Origin of the sequence: Aliagarivorans taiwanensis DSM 22990, from assembly GCF_000429505.1 — a bacterium.
GTDB lineage: Bacteria > Pseudomonadota > Gammaproteobacteria > Enterobacterales > Celerinatantimonadaceae > Aliagarivorans > Aliagarivorans taiwanensis.
Genome location: NZ_AUBZ01000032.1, coordinates 28,828 through 43,560, shown reverse-complemented (window position 1 = coordinate 43,560; position 14,733 = coordinate 28,828). Strand labels below are relative to the sequence as shown.

Genomic DNA, 14,733 nt, shown 5'->3' with positions numbered 1-14,733 from the left:
CGGGCTTTGTGCTAACTAGCGAGTCGGGAGTGCTTAGTTGTACTTGCCATCCCAGTTTGGCTCAATCGCCTTGATACGTTTTTCCAGTGGCGGATGCGAGGCCAACATGCTCACCGGACTAAAGTGGCTGAAGAACATGTGGCTGGCTTGCGCCGCGCCGCCGTTTTGCATTTCACGCTCTTCTTTCGGTGCGTTGTGGTATTGCGCACCAATCAGTTTCAGCGCGCTGGCAATCCCTTGTGGGTTACGGGTGTATTGAACCGCCGAGGCATCGGCCAGATACTCACGCTGGCGGCTTACCGCAGCCTTAATGAACTTACCAAACACGCTACCCAGCGAGCCCACTACCATCAGGGCAATTCCTACCAAGGCCAGCTTGTTGGCATTCTTGTTGCGCGAGAAGCGGGTGAACAGGAAGATGCGATAGCCGATGGCACTAACAATAATCAGGCCAGCAACGGTTGCCATCAGCTTCATATTCAGGCTCATATCGCCATTGAAGATGTGGCTGAACTCGTGGGCAATCACGCCTTGTAGTTGGTCACGGTTAAACGCTTCTAGCGCGCCTCGGGTAACTCCGATCACCGCATCGTCGACGGTGTTTCCGGCGGCAAAGGCGTTGATGGCAGTTTCTTCCAGGATGTACACCGGTGGCGTTTTGATGCCTGCAGCAATCGCCATCTCTTCGACTACGTTCAGCAGCACTTGCTCTTGGTGGTTCGTGGTGGTTTTGTTTACCAGTTGGCCGCCCAGCGATTCAGCAACCTTGGCGCCGCCCTCTTTGATGCTAAGCCATTTAAGGCCGCTGATGCCGGTGATCACCGCGCAGATAATCAGCACAAACAGCCAGAAATCTGGCGTCGCCATGCCTTGGAAGTAGAACGAGGCCAGCTGACCCGCGCTGTAGTAGCTCCAGCTATCAAAAGAGACCAGCATAAAGCCAAGGGTATAGAGGATCACCACAATCCCGAATAGTGACAGGGCGAACAGTCCGACCAATTGTTTTGAGCGGTTCTTCGCCTGATCCTGTTGCGCAAAAAAGTCCATTAGAAGCTCACCTCAGGGGCCTTCTGCAGAGCGGCGCTGTCTTCAAACTCAAGCAGTTTGGCATCGGCAGAGTGGCCGAACATGCCAGCAAACACTACCGCTGGGAACTGCTGCTTGTACGAGTTGTAGCCGGTTACGGAATCGTTGTAGCCCTGACGCGCAAAGGCGATCTTGTTCTCGGTAGAGGTCATCTCTTCTGACAGCTGCATCATGTTCTGGTTGGCTTTCAGGTCTGGGTAAGACTCCATCACCATGTTGAAACGGCCCATAGCCGCAGTTAGCTGATTCTCAGCACCAGCCAGCTCAGCAATGCCGGCACCGGTTTGGTCGCCGCTGGCTTTGTTCAGGCCGCTCATCGCTTCGTTACGCGCCTTAACCACTGCTTCCAGAGTTTCTGACTCGTGCTTCATGTAGGCTTTGGCTGCGTTTACCAGGTTCGGGATCAGGTCATAACGGCGCTTCAGCTGCACCTCAATCTGAGAGAAGGCATTCTGGTAGCGGTTGCGCATGGTCACCAGCTTGTTGAACATCGATACCAAAAAGAACAGTACGACGACAACGACCGCAAGGGAGATAAGAAGAGAAGAATCCACTGTATTTTCCTTATGTTGGATATAGTTATTTGTCTGTTTGGGGAAATACCATGAGTCTTTGAGATTATTTATTAAATCTATGTAAAGAAAGAAAAAAATGACTTTTAGATGATGCGTGTCAGAGGTGTGAATGATGGTGCTTGACCCGCTGCATTCTTCATAGGTCACTGCGTTTTGGTGCAGAATCTGCCACGAGCTCGGGGAAAGCGGCTCGCGGCAGTGCTCGGTGGGCTTACAGCTTAAAGCTGCCGACCAACTTGGCCAGTTGATCGGCTAGCTGATTGAGCTGCTTGCTGGCGTCCGACATCTGCGAGGCAGACTCGGTACTCAGCTGGGTGGTCAGGTTAATCTCATCGACATTGCCGTTAAGCTCGGCCACTACCGAGGATTGCTCTTCGGTGGCGGTGGCGACCTGAATATTCATGTCTGAAATCAGGCTGATCCGCTTAGAGATCTCCTGCAGTGCGCCATAGGCATGCTCGGCATCGTCGGCCCCTTGGCTGCTCATCTCGGTGCTCTGCTCAATGGCACTAACCGCGTTGCGCGCTTGCTCTTGCAGGCGGTTAATCATCTGCTGGATCTCATCGGTCGACTCGGCGGTGCGACTGGCCAGGCTGCGCACTTCGTCGGCTACTACCGCAAAGCCGCGGCCCTGTTCTCCGGCGCGGGCTGCTTCAATGGCAGCATTCAGTGCCAGCAAGTTGGTTTGCTCGGAGATACCCCGGATCACATCGAGGATCCCACCGATGGACTGGCTGCTCTCTGCCAGTGAGTCCACTACTTCCGCCACCTGGCGCATCTCTTCGGCAAGGTTGATGATGGTGTCGCGGGCCTTGAGTACCACCTCTTGGCCGCGAGAGGACTCCTGCTCGGCATCCTGGGCAGCATCGGCCGCTTGAGAGGCGTTACCGGCAATCTCGTTTACTGTTGAGCCCATCTCGTTGATGGCGGTGGCGACTTGGGTGACCCGATCCTGTTGGTTATGGGCATTATCCAAGCTGCTTTGGCTTTGGTCTGCGACGTTACGAGATGCATCATTCAACTGTTCACCACTGCTGGCGACTTGCTTGACCGAGTCGTGGATCTTGCCGATAAAGCCGTTAAAGCCACTGGCGAGCTGGGCCATCTCGTCGTTGCCGACTACTTCGAGCCGCTGCCTGAGATCGCCATCGCCGGCTCCCAGGTTTTGAAACACCGTGGCCAGTTGGCTAATCGGTCTGCTGATGCTATTGGCCAGCCACAGCGCGACAAACACAAACAGCACCACCACCAGTAGGGTACTTAGCAGGATGTAACGGGTGGCTTTGTTGAGGGCGGCAAGGGCTTCGGCCTTGGGCAGTTCGGCCACCACATACCAACCCATGGACTCAATGTAGCTGGTGGCCACCAACAGGTTCTTGCCTTGGTGTTTTTGCTCAATCAGCGCAAATGGGGCCTTGTTAGTCAGTGCGCTGGCTGCACTGCCATACTCGTCAACAAGGGTGAGCTTGCCCAGTTTGGATTCATCGCGATGGATGCGGATGGTGCCTTCGCCATCTACCAAGTAGACAAAGCCGCTCTGCTCGAGCTTAAAGCCATCCAAAAAGTTAATCATTTCACCCATGGTCTTGGAGACGCCCGCCAGACCTTTTCCGTTCACCTGTTGGTAGTTCAGGAACAGTTTGACGCCCTCTGTGGACGAGGTGTAAACACTGACCATTTTCGGCTCACCAGAGCTGCGGAAGGCAAAAAACCAGCCATCCCGGTCAGGAGTCAGGGTTCGTAGAAAACCCTCTTGATTCCAGTAGTTGGCGGTTTCGCGGTTAGAGACTGAGGCATCGGCCAAGTTGTACTGACGCTTAGTATCGACTAGCAGGTCGACAACTTGCTGCTCGCCTTCTGGGTTGGTGGTCGTGGTGGTGCGCTCGAGGATCATCGGGTTATTGGCTAAGCTTTCCGCGGCGCCAAGTAGCACGGTGACTTCGCGGTCGATGCGGTTACGGATCTGCTTGAGCACGGCGGGTAGCTCGCGCTCTTGCATCCGTGATTCGATAACCAGTTTGGCTTGGTGTTGGCTCAGCCAGCCCACCAACAGGGTAGATGCCAGCACTGCAGTAATCATCGACAGCGTCAGCTTTTGGCGAATGGTTAAGTGTTTGATGTTCATCGCCCCTCCTTGGGCAATGGCGGGGAGCCCGCCGGTTACTTCCTTGTTTTCTATCAGGTTAGCTGAGCCATTTGCTTAGTGCCCAGCTTTTACCCTACTTAGAACGAGGTACGTTTGTACTGGCGATATTCTGGCTTCCAGAATGCCGCTTCTATCGATTGTTCCAGCGCTTGGTCGTCGATACGCAGCGCGTGGCCTTCCTGCATAGCGGTAATTGCTACTTGGCGGGCGATAACCTTGCTGACCTGCTGGATATCTTCCAATGCGGGCAACAGCGCGCCTTCACCGTTTTGCGCCAGTGGCGAGCACTCAGCCAGTGCACGCGAAGCACTCATCAGCATTCCATCGCTGACCCGCTCGGCTTGTACCGCCAATACGCCCAAGCCGATGCCCGGGAAGATGTAGCTGTTATTGCACTGGGCAATTGGGTAGCTGTTGTCGCCCAGTTGCACTGCGGGGAAAGGGCTGCCGGTGGCAACCAGCGCTTGGCCATCGGTCCAGCGCAAAATGTCTTCTGGCAAGGCCTCTACTCGGCTAGTCGGGTTGGACAGTGGCAATACGATAGGACGGGCACAGTTGCTGTGCATGGTCTCGATCACTTCTTGGGTAAACACGCCCGGCGCGCCCGATACACCGATTAACACTGTGGGCTTGGCGTGGGTCACTACATCTAATAGCGACAGGCTGTCTTGTGCGGTTTGCCATTGCTGCTGCAGATCGGCAGGTTGAGCCAAGGGCTTCTGGAAGTCCAGCAGGTTTGGCATGTTGTCTTGCAGTAGGCCCCAGCGGTCAACCATGTAAACCTGCGAGCGGGCTTGCGCCTCGCTGATGCCCTCTTCCTGCATGGCCATGATAATCGCCTCGGCGATACCACAACCGGCTGAGCCAGAGCCGACAAAGGTGACGCGCTGCTCGCTCAGTTTGCTGTTGGCCGCTTTACAGGCTGCCAGCAAGGAGCCCACGGTTACTGCCGCGGTGCCTTGGATATCATCGTTAAAGCAGCAGAACTTGTCTTTGTAGCGCTGCAGCACTGGCATGGCGTTCTTCTGGGCAAAGTCTTCGAACTGAATCAGTGCGTCTGGCCAGCGAACCTTAACCGCTTGCATAAATAGCTCAACGAACTCGTTGTACTCTTCACCGCTGATGCGCTTATGGCGCCAGCCCATGTACATCGGATCGTTTAGCAGCTGCTGGTTGTCGGTGCCCACATCTAGCACGATCGGCAGGGTGTAGGCCGGGCTGATCCCGCCACAAGCGGTATACAGCGACAGCTTACCGATAGGAATACCCATGCCACCAATGCCTTGGTCGCCCAAACCGAGAATACGCTCACCATCGGTGACCACGATAATCTTCACGTTGTGGCGAGTGGCGTTGTTTAACAACTCGTTAATGCGATGGCGGTTAGGGTAAGAGATAAACAGACCGCGTGAACGACGGTAGATATTGGAGAACTGCTCACAGGCCGCACCCACGGTTGGGGTGTAGATAATCGGCATCATCTCGCTGATATGATCCTCTACCAGGCGATAGAACAGGGTCTCGTTGGTGTCCTGAATGTTGCGTAGGTAGATATGGCGGTCCAGATCGGTGGTGAAGCCTTGATACTGCTGATAAGCGCGCTCTGCCTGCTCTTCAATACTCTCGATGTTCTCTGGCAACAACCCTTCCAGATTGAAGAAGATTCGCTCTTCCTGACTGAAGGCACTGCCTTTGTTCAGCAAGGGGGTTTCTAGTAATGCCGGACCGGCGTAAGGAATAAAAAGCGGGCGTTTAAACTCTTCCATTCACGACTCTCTGTTGGGGCTATTGAACATGCGGGGGCGCTATTCTTTCACAGCGAACTTACAAAATCACTACAAGCGGTGTGGTTGTTACAACAATATTAGCCTTTGCTTAGAGACTGTTGATATTTTCTGCAATTTTTTAACGGCGCAAGCCGAACAAATCGCTGTTACAGCTCGCGATAACGCTGACGAACGGCACTTGGCATGGCTTGTAGCTGCTGCTCAACAAGCGCGCGTTGCAGCTGGTGTAAGCCGCTCACCTCTGCCTGCTCCGTCGTCGCCAAGGTATAGGCAATGGCTTCTAAGGTTGACAGGCTATCGCTGCGTTTGGCCTTGCGAATGGTGTAGGCGCTGGCGGGGGCTTGAGCAAAGTGGAAGCTGGGCAGTGATTGCAACCAAGGGTTGAGCTGTAACAATTTGTGCGCTTTGCGCCAAGTGCCATCGAGAAACAGCCATGAGTCAATCTCACCGACATCCGCCTGCTCGAGTGGCTGGCTCGCGGGGCTTGGGTAGATAAGGCCTACCCTGCTCAGATCTGAGTTGGCGATAAACGCGGCGAAATCAGCGGGGCCTTCGCCATCTATCAGCTCACAGCGACTCAGTGACAAGGCGGCTAAATGGGCGGTCGCTTTGGCATGTTGCTGCTCACTCGGATGGCGCAAGATGGTCACCGGACGCTGGTGTTCGAGCATAGAGATATCGGCACACAGGCAGTGGCTGAGTGGACGTTGGCAGTGAGGGCAGCGAGCGCGAGACATCAAGATAGCGTTGTAATGGCAAAGTGGCTAAAGGATATCGCCTTGTGTCTAGCAAGGCGACATTTTCAGGCCATTGAGCCAACTGCTTAGCTCCGGCGGACAGCTATAGGCGCAATGCCGATAGCAAGGGAGCTCGCCCATACTCTGTGGCCAGGCTTTCAGCGTGCCGTCGGCCAGGCGTGATTCCACGCTGATCTCTGGCAGTACCGCCCAGCCGAGTCCGGCTTGCAGGGCATCCAACAGCAAGCCCTCGCCATCAAACAAGCAATGGATATCCCTTGGATTGGCGATATCGAAAAGGCACATATGGCCGTCGAAGCGCTGCGGCTTAACCAGCTGAGGCTGGGCCACCTTAACCAGCTTGAGTGACTGCCATAGGCTGCTATGCCATGGCGGATCGCTGTTGGGAGGCTGAGCCGAGAACGAGAAGAACACGTCGCACAGGGGGTTGTGGCTCACCGCCACCTGCAGGTGGGGGTAGCGCTGGCTAAGCTGGCGCAACACCAAGGTCAGCAGTGGGCTGGGGAACCACGCGGCATAGCCCAGCTGCAGCTGCTGGGGGGTGTTACTTAGCGCATGCTCGACTTGCTGCAGGCTCTGTTGGTAGAGCAGCTCGATAAGCTGAGCCTGCTCGATTAGCCCCAGTCCACATGGGCTTAAGTGATAGTGGCCATCGCGCACCACAAACAGCTCGGCGCCAATCAGCGCCTGTAAGTCTTGTAGCTGGCCTTCTATCTCAGCGGCGCTGGAGTTGCTGTAGCGACTGGCTTGAGGCGGTGAGCCATGCTCAGCCACGAGTCTTAGCGCGGTCAGTTGGGCTTGGTTAGCCAGCAGTGGTTTACTCATGGCTGGATACTCCAAGCAGGTTCAGGCAATGGACAAATTGGGCATCGCGCCGATGGCTGAGCCACATCAGCTCGATATTGAGCTTGTTGGGTACGTAGTGATTATCCAATCGCAATTCGGTTAAGCGCCCGGAGTTGAGGGCATGATTGAGCCAATGGCGTGGCGCGATGGCCCAGCCCTCGCCCAACACCAGTAGATCGTTGAGCAGATCGCGCTGATTGACCTGCCAATGGTTGAGTGGGTTAAGCAGCAGATAGTCGGGCAGGCTGCTGATATGTAGCTGACGAAACTGTAGCACCTGCTCAATGCTGAGCTGCTGGCGCTTGGCTAGCGGGTGGTTGGGGGCGCAGGCCCAGCATACGCTCATCGAGCAAAATCGCCGCGATTGGGTACGCGGTGGCTTTTGCTGCTCAGCCAGACGCAGCAGCATATCCGTCTCACCTTGCTCTAAGGCCGTGACTAAGCTTTCGTTGGGCAGCTGACGCAGTACGAACTCTTGCAGCGGCAGCTCAGAGAGTAACTTGGGATAGAAGTTCAGCAGCGCCTGACTGGGGACCAGCTCATCCATCGCCAGCACCAGTTCAGCGTTATGTCGCTGTGGTGGGCGCTGGCTGAAATGGCCGAGGGCTTTGCTCAGGGCTTGGGCGTGGTTGAACAGTTGTCTGCCGAGCTGGTTGAGCTGGGCGGTGCGGCGATCAACTAACTGGCACTCTAGGGTCTTTTCCAGCGCTTGAGTGGCGGGCCCCATTAACCCTGCGGCACGTTGCTGGTGGCGCTCGACCAATTGGGCGAAGGCGACCAGCTGTTCCATCGGAGGTTGTGACATGGGGCTCTCTGCAAGACGTTTTTTATAAGGCTAGCAGAGAATTATCGGTAGTTCTGATAGGACGCGCCTCGAACAGCAAGAGTGTGCTGTTGTCCTAGAAGCGGTAACGTACACCTGCGTTTACTTCCAGCTTCATCGCGGTGTCCTCCAGCAGATAGGCAATCGGTTGCGCCTCTGCGTAGAGCACGAAGCTGTCGACCTGGGTTTTGATGCCGAAGTTGCCGCGAATACCAAAACTGTGTTTGTTGCTGTCGCGGTACTTGGCACCATAACCCCAGTAGAAATACTGCGGGTTATCGCGAAAGCTGTGGATCTTATCCAGCGACAGGGCAAAGTTACTTAAGCCCACATTCACTCGTAGGTCGTGGTGCAAGATCCCGATACCGGCGTCATCGCCAAGGTAAGCGCCAAGCTCTAAGGCTTGGGCCGAGGTGCAAAGTCCAAGTCCGCAGACTACCGCTAAACAGTGCTTCTTCATGGAAGGTCCGATTAATCAATTGTGCAAAAAGAACGCATTCTAGAGCGAGGGCGGAGCCGTGAAAATACTGGTACTAATTATGCAGAGAATTTCATAGAGCAGTAATTAGTGACAATGTAACGATTTCTGTACAACTTGAGCAAACACTGAGGAGTATGTCTATGGCTGTTGCAGTAGCTTCTGGTGAATGGGGCCGTTTCTTACAAACCGGCATTATGCAGCGTTTTCTTGACGCCCGAGAGCGTTACACGGCGGGTGCCTGTAACCCGAGCTTTGATTGTGGGCTTGTCCGCCCGGATGAGGTTTGCATTAGTGCACTTCAGCACGCCTACCTACAGGGCGAAATCGGAATTAAAGACCTTCAATACTGGCGGGCTGTGCTTGATCGCGACTAAGCAGCTTTTGTAGGTTTTGTCGCTGCGGTTTAAGGCTGCGCAAAGGCGGCAGCTCATAGTAGCGCACCGGCAGTTTGAGTCCGGCTAGTTGTTGGCGCAGGTGGGCCTCTAACTCGTTATAGTTGAGCCCGGCGGCTAACTGCACGAAGGCTACTGGTCGATGGCCATACTCTGGGTTGGGCTGGGGTAGTACCACCGCTTGCTCGATGGACGGGTGCTGCAGTAGTACCTGTTCGATCTCTTCTGGCTGGATGTTCTCACCACCGCTGATAAACATATTGCTGCTGCGGCCAAAGATCTGCAGGTCGCTGCCTTGCACTTCGCCCCTATCACCACTGTTAAACCAGCCTTCGCCATCTTCTGGGCGCTTAATCCCCTGTGCGCCCCAGTAACCCATAAACAGGGTCTCGCCTTTGAGATAGAGCTCGCCATTTACCTGCTTGGCCTGGCGGAACGGCAGCACTTGATAGTGCTCATGGATCCGGTGGTTGCGGGTGGCGATCTGTGAACACAGCTCAGAACTGCCGTAGGAGCTATACACCTCGAAGCCACGGTTGATCGCCTGCTCTAGCAAGGATTCTTCGCAACTGGCACCGCCGATCAGTAGCTTGCGCAGTGGCAGTTGGGTGGGGTTAAAACCGGGATCGCGTAGCAAACGGTACAACTGGGTGGGCACCAGCGACAAATGGGTGATGCCCTGTTTTGCCAACAGCTGGGTGTTGAGGTTATGACTGCTGGTAACCACCGCCGCACCCGCTACCAGACAGCGCCACAGGATGGCTTGGCCGCCAATGTGGAACAGCGGCAGCGACAACAACCAGCGCTCGCCCGGTTTCAGGCTCAGTCCCTTATTAGAGCCCAGCGCACTAAAAAAGTGATTGCTCCAGCTATGTACCACGGCTTTCGGGGCGCCGCTTGAGCCGGAGGTAAACACCACGCTGTTGGCTTGCTTGCTGTTTAGATGGGCAGGTAAGGTAAAACTCCCTTCGCCTTCCCCAACCCCATCGCCGAGCGTCAGCGCTTGCAGGCCCGGTAGCTGGTGGTCATCGCTCCAGTAAAAGCGTGCGCCCAGCTTGGCCGCCATCGCTTCTAACGCGCTTTGTGGCTGGTGGAAGCTCAGTGGGCAGAAGATCGCCCCAAGCTGCAGGCAGGACAGTTGCAGCAGTAACTGTGCGGTGGCCTTATTGCTGATCACCACCACCGGATCGCCCGAGCTTACCCCTTGCCGCTCTAAGCTGGCGCACAGCTGGGCAACTTCGTTGGCCAGTTGGCGGAAGCTGTAACTGCGTTGATCGTTGAGCAAAGCGAGGGCGTTGCCATCGTGCTGGCAGCGGAACCAAAGCGGGTTGTGGTGAGGGAGCAATGCGTTCATGGGGCGCATTATGCCCCATGACGCGTGCAATGTCCTAGCTGTTAGTAAGCAAAAGGGCCAGACCGGTGCCGGCAGAAGCGGCAGAGCTGAGTTTCAGCAGCAGATTAGACAGCATGCCGCGCTCGATACCGCGACCAGCAAGGTGGCCAAGGCTTAGCAAGGCGGTTGAGCTTAGCAGGAAGCCAACAAAGAACTGGGTAGTGGCTGCGCCGCCCGGGGCTTCTGCGCCATGGGCCAGGCCATGCATTGCCGCCAGACCTGCCAGCAGTGGCAACAAGGCGTAGCTGTTTAGCTTAAGAACACGGGCCGCCAGCGCCGCCAGAATGATCAGCGACAGGGCGAGCGTGGCTTCAAACATCGGTGGCAACCAGCCAAGCTGACCGATCATCGCCGCGATAAGAAAGCTACCCAAGCCAAGCAGCAGGGTGCGGCTTAGGGTCAGCTGACGCGCCGCTAATAGGCCAATCAAGCTCAGGGCAAACAGGTGATCGACACCGGTGAGTGGGTGCATCAGGCCAGACCAAATGCCGTGGTGGTCGCCGTTGTGCGCCCAGGTCGGTGCGCTCATCAGGCTCAGTAGCAGTGCAACGATTGCATGTTTCATGGGGTTCTCCTTACCTTATTTGCTGAGCGCAGCTGACTCTTCCAGCATGCCTTGCTCGATAATGAAATTGATGATCTCTTGCAGGCCTTGGCCGCTTTTCAGGTTGCTGAAGACAAACGGGCGATCGCCGCGCATCTTCTTGGCATCGCGGTCCATCACCTCGAGTGACGCACCCACGATGGGGGCCAAGTCGGTTTTGTTGATAATCAGCAGGTCAGATTTGGTGATACCGGGGCCGCCTTTGCGGGGGATCTTGTCGCCAGCACTAACGTCGATAACGTAGAGGGTCAGATCGCTCAGTTCCGGGCTAAAGGTGGCGCTAAGGTTATCGCCGCCGCTCTCTACCAGCACCAAGTCCAAACCCGGGTGGCGCTTTTGCAGCTCGGCAATCGCCGCCAAGTTCATTGAGGCATCTTCACGGATGGCGGTGTGCGGGCAGCCGCCGGTCTCCACGCCAAGGATGCGGTCTTCTTCCAATGCTTCGTTACGCAGCAGGAACTGGGCATCTTCCTTGGTGTAGATGTCGTTGGTGACCACAGCCAAGTTAAAGCGGTGGCGCAGCTCGCGACACAGGTTGGTGAGAAGTGCGGTCTTGCCCGAGCCGACCGGGCCGCCGACACCGACGCGTAGGGTTTGTTTGTTGCTCATAATATTTCCTTGGCTCTTCTATGCCCTTTGTTCACGAACGGAACAAACGACAGTATTGGGTTTCGTGCAGGCTGCTGGCCATACTTAAGGCGGGCAGCGAGCCGGCAATCTGTGAGTCATTGAGACTCAATCCTTGTTGACGTGCCTGCGGCAACAGCGGCAGCAGATCGTTCAACAGCAGTTGGCAGGCGGTTTGCCCCAAGGGGAGGGTTTTGCCTGCCACGGTTAACTGGTTCTCCAGCCAGCTCCACAGGTAGCCATCAGTCAGGGCATCCAGAGGGATCTGCCAGTGGCAACCGGCGGCGGCGAATACCGCCGTCCAGCTGTAGTCCTCGCTGGGGAGCTTGTCGAAGGTAGTCGGCGCCACGCTGCGCAGTAGCTCGCGCAGGGCGCGTCCCATCTGCAAGTCTTCTAGCTCCAGCTCGGCGGTTTCACGGCTGGCTATCAGGCGTAGATTCCAGCGTTCGAACTCGTGGTAATCGCCTTGCTGCCAAGCGTGATAAAGCCTTGCCAAAATCGGCAGGTCCAGCTGCGCTAGCCCTTCAGTCAATACCCCTTGCAGCCAGCCGCGTAGCTGCTCAGGGTTGCTGACCCAGCCCTCTTCGATGGCAAACTCCAGCCCTTGCGAGTAGGCAAAGCCGCCCACCGGTAGCGAGGGGCAGGAGAGGCGCAGCAGCTGTAGCTGCGCCAAACCGGGGTTAAACTGAGCGCTATCCATTAATGGCTGTGTCCCGTTGGCAAATGGCTGTGGTAGGCACCGCTCTCGGGTTCAAATGGCGCTTGATGTTGCTCGCAGCGCAGGCCGTAGATCTCCACTAAATCCTGCAGCACATGATCGGGCTGGAAACGCAGCCAGTTGTCACCGATCTGTAGCGGAGTGTGGCGGTTACCGAGGTGGTAGCACACCCGGGCGAAGATCAGCGGATCGTCAGCATAGGCGGTAACCACTTCTTCGGCGGCGCTTTTCACTTCGATCAGCTCGCCGCTTTCGGCTTGCAGCACCTGGCCGTCTTGCAGCACTTGGCCTCGTGGCAGGAACAGGCCAACCTCAACTTCGTCGGTGGTCAGCGCTTTGAAGCGGGCCTTCTTGCGCAGGTCAAAGCTCAACTCCAGCTGGTGGCGAGCTTTTTCATGACAGTGTTTGAGGCATTGATAGACCTTTAACATGGGGACTCCTAAAACAAAAAGTAACGCTGAGCTAGCGGCAGCTCAGTGGCAGGCTCGCACTCCAGCAACACGCCATCGGCCCGCACCTCGTAGGTCTGGGAGTTGACCTCCATCTTGGGCTGGTAGCTGTTGTGGATCATGTCGGCCTTGCTGATAGTGCGGGTGTTCTTACAGGCGATAACCTGGCTCTCCAGCCCCAACACCCGGTCGATATTGGCTTCCAGTGCGGCTTGGCTAACAAAGCTGATGCGGGTCTGCTTCATGGCCTTACCGTAGCTGCCGAACATCGGACGGTAGTGCACCGGCTGAGGAGTGGGGATCGAGGCGTTCGGGTCGCCCATTGGCGCTGCGGCAATTGCGCCACCTTTGATAATCATCGACGGCTTCACGCCAAAGAAGGCCGGCTTCCACAGCACCAAGTCGGCCAGTTTGCCCACTTCCACCGAGCCCACTTCTTCACTGATCCCGTGGGTAATCGCAGGGTTAATGGTGTATTTGGCCACATAGCGCTTGGCGCGGAAGTTATCGCAACCCAGGTCTTGGTCTTCTGGCAGCAGGCCGCGCTGCACCTTCATCTTGTGGGCGGTTTGCCAGGTACGGCAGATCACCTCGCCCACCCGGCCCATGGCCTGTGAGTCTGAGGCGATCATCGAGAACGCGCCCAGATCATGCAGGATGTCTTCCGAGGCGATGGTCTCTTTGCGGATCCTTGAGTCGGCAAAGGCCACATCTTCTGGAATGGCCGGATCGAGGTGGTGACAGACCATCAACATGTCCAGATGCTCATCCACGGTGTTGACCGTGTAAGGGCGGGTTGGGTTGGTGGACGATGGCAGCACGTTGGGCAGCTCACAGGCGGTGATAATGTCGGGGGCATGGCCGCCGCCGGCGCCTTCGGTGTGATAGGTGTGGATCACCCGGTCTTTAAAGGCGGCCAAGGTGTCTTCCACAAAGCCGGACTCGTTCAAGGTATCGGTGTGGATGGCCACCTGCACGTCGTAGCGCTCGGCCACTTCCAGACAGTTGTCGATGGAGGCCGGGGTGGTGCCCCAGTCTTCATGTAGCTTAAGGCCCATGGCGCCGGCTTGCAGCTGCTCTTCCAGAGGGCGCGGCAGGCTGGCGTTACCCTTACCGAGGAAGCCGATGTTCATCGGAAACTCTTCGGCGGCTTGCAGCATCTTGCCTAAGTGGAAGGCACCCGGAGTACAGGTGGTGGCGTTGGTGCCCGTAGCAGGGCCAGTACCGCCACCGATCATGGTGGTGGTGCCTGACATCAGCGCCTCTTCAATCTGCTGTGGGCAGATAAAGTGGATGTGCGAGTCAACGCCGCCAGCGGTGAGGATTTGGCCTTCACCGGCAATCACTTCGGTACCGGCACCGATGTTGATGTCGATATTATCTTGAATGTCCGGGTTACCGGCCTTACCGATGGCCATAATACGGCCGTCTTTGATGGCCACGTCGGCTTTGACGATGCCCCAGTGGTCCAAAATCAAGGCGTTGGTAATCAGGGTATCCGGCACCTTGTTGGCACCGGCTTGGCTTTGGCCCATGCCATCGCGGATTACCTTACCGCCGCCAAATTTTACTTCGCTGCCGTATTGGGCAAAGTCTTTCTCTACTTCGATGATCAGTTCGGTGTCGCCGAGGCGAACGCGGTCGCCCACGGTGGGCCCGAACATCTCGGCATAAGCGCGCTTATCCATGCTGCTCATGATTGCTCTCCTTGTTCGTCGTCATCGATCTGCTCGCTTTTGTCCAGATCGCCCATTACCTCACCGCGGAAGCCAAAGACTTCGCGCTCGCCAGCAAGTGCTACCAGCTCAACGGAGCGGTGTTGGCCGGGTTCGAAGCGCACGGCAGTGCCGGCAGGGATGTTCAGACGAAAACCACGCGCCGCGGCGCGGTCAAACAGCAGCGCGGGATTGGTTTCGGCAAAATGGTAGTGCGAGCCCACTTGGATCGGGCGGTCGCCACTGTTGGATACTTCGACCTCGATGGTCGCCAAGCCGACATTCAGTTCGATCTCACCGGCTTCAATAATCAGTTCTCCAGGGATCATGCTC

16 protein-coding genes are annotated in these 14,733 nt (G+C 56.5%); 1 reads left to right on the top strand and 15 read right to left on the bottom strand.

The features are described 5' to 3' along the window. Nucleotides 1-33 precede the first annotated feature (33 nt). The 8 genes from G462_RS22975 to G462_RS0115250 all read right to left on the bottom strand — a co-directional run bounded on the left by G462_RS22975 (nt 34) and on the right by G462_RS0115250 (nt 8,481). Complete coding sequence (locus tag G462_RS22975; RefSeq protein ID WP_051326783.1) at nt 34-1,047, bottom strand: M48 family metallopeptidase; 1,014 nt, start codon at nt 1,045-1,047, stop codon at nt 34-36. Next, entirely contained in the window at nt 1,047-1,640 is a 594-nt protein-coding gene (locus G462_RS0115280) for a LemA family protein (RefSeq protein WP_026959760.1), read from the bottom strand. Before G462_RS0115280 ends, G462_RS22975 begins: the two co-directional genes overlap by 1 nt. 232 nt (nt 1,641-1,872) lie before the next feature. After that, nucleotides 1,873-3,786, bottom strand: a complete 1,914-nt coding sequence (locus G462_RS0115275; protein ID WP_026959759.1) for a methyl-accepting chemotaxis protein — start codon at nt 3,784-3,786, stop codon at nt 1,873-1,875. 98 nt (nt 3,787-3,884) lie between these two features. Continuing rightward, nucleotides 3,885-5,573: an NAD-dependent malic enzyme gene (locus G462_RS0115270; RefSeq protein ID WP_026959758.1), complete on the bottom strand. Its 1,689-nt coding sequence runs from the start codon at nt 5,571-5,573 to the stop codon at nt 3,885-3,887. Between the two features lie 167 nt (nt 5,574-5,740). Further along, nucleotides 5,741-6,331 carry a tRNA-uridine aminocarboxypropyltransferase gene (locus tag G462_RS0115265; protein ID WP_026959757.1) on the bottom strand — a complete coding sequence of 197 codons (591 nt, stop codon included), beginning with the start codon at nt 6,329-6,331 and terminating at the stop codon, nt 5,741-5,743. A gap of 48 nt (nt 6,332-6,379) precedes the next feature. Continuing rightward, nucleotides 6,380-7,177 (bottom strand): LysR family transcriptional regulator, encoded by a 798-nt coding sequence (locus tag G462_RS0115260; RefSeq protein ID WP_026959756.1) that lies wholly within the window; start codon nt 7,175-7,177, stop codon nt 6,380-6,382. Continuing rightward, nucleotides 7,170-8,003 carry a LysR family transcriptional regulator gene (locus G462_RS0115255; RefSeq protein ID WP_084405086.1) on the bottom strand — a complete coding sequence of 278 codons (834 nt, stop codon included), beginning with the start codon at nt 8,001-8,003 and terminating at the stop codon, nt 7,170-7,172. Before G462_RS0115255 ends, G462_RS0115260 begins: the two co-directional genes overlap by 8 nt. 94 nt (nt 8,004-8,097) lie before the next feature. Further along, the gene (locus G462_RS0115250) at nt 8,098-8,481 is read right to left on the bottom strand and encodes a hypothetical protein (protein ID WP_026959754.1); all 384 of its coding nucleotides are present in this window, start codon (nt 8,479-8,481) and stop codon (nt 8,098-8,100) included. 161 nt (nt 8,482-8,642) lie between these two features. Between G462_RS0115250 and G462_RS24530 the strand changes: the two genes are divergently transcribed. Further along, complete coding sequence (locus G462_RS24530; RefSeq protein WP_157378633.1) at nt 8,643-8,876, top strand: hypothetical protein; 234 nt, start codon at nt 8,643-8,645, stop codon at nt 8,874-8,876. Here the strand turns inward: G462_RS24530 and menE are convergent. From menE to G462_RS0115215, 7 genes are read right to left on the bottom strand one after another with little or no spacing between them, the layout of a single operon-like run. Next, nucleotides 8,833-10,248, bottom strand: a complete 1,416-nt coding sequence (gene menE, locus G462_RS22970) for an o-succinylbenzoate--CoA ligase (RefSeq protein WP_051326782.1) — start codon at nt 10,246-10,248, stop codon at nt 8,833-8,835. The genes G462_RS24530 and menE overlap by 44 nt on opposite strands. A 34-nt stretch (nt 10,249-10,282) precedes the next feature. After that, nucleotides 10,283-10,852 carry a HupE/UreJ family protein gene (locus G462_RS22965; RefSeq protein WP_051326781.1) on the bottom strand — a complete coding sequence of 190 codons (570 nt, stop codon included), beginning with the start codon at nt 10,850-10,852 and terminating at the stop codon, nt 10,283-10,285. 15 nt (nt 10,853-10,867) lie between these two features. Further along, nucleotides 10,868-11,500, bottom strand: coding sequence for an urease accessory protein UreG (gene ureG / locus G462_RS0115235; protein WP_026959753.1), 633 nt, complete (start codon nt 11,498-11,500; stop codon nt 10,868-10,870). A 31-nt stretch (nt 11,501-11,531) separates the two neighbouring features. Further along, the gene (locus G462_RS0115230; protein ID WP_026959752.1) at nt 11,532-12,218 is read right to left on the bottom strand and encodes an urease accessory protein UreF; all 687 of its coding nucleotides are present in this window, start codon (nt 12,216-12,218) and stop codon (nt 11,532-11,534) included. Then, nucleotides 12,218-12,667 (bottom strand): urease accessory protein UreE, encoded by a 450-nt coding sequence (ureE, locus tag G462_RS0115225; protein ID WP_026959751.1) that lies wholly within the window; start codon nt 12,665-12,667, stop codon nt 12,218-12,220. The genes G462_RS0115230 and ureE overlap by 1 nt, the downstream gene beginning before the upstream one ends. Before the next feature lie 8 nt (nt 12,668-12,675). Further along, on the bottom strand, nt 12,676-14,382 hold the full coding sequence (ureC, locus tag G462_RS0115220; protein WP_026959750.1) for an urease subunit alpha: 1,707 nt from the start codon (nt 14,380-14,382) through the stop codon (nt 12,676-12,678). Continuing rightward, a complete protein-coding gene (locus G462_RS0115215; protein WP_026959749.1) occupies nt 14,379-14,729 on the bottom strand; it encodes an urease subunit beta in 351 nt (116 codons plus the stop codon). The genes ureC and G462_RS0115215 overlap by 4 nt, the downstream gene beginning before the upstream one ends. Nucleotides 14,730-14,733 lie beyond the last annotated feature (4 nt).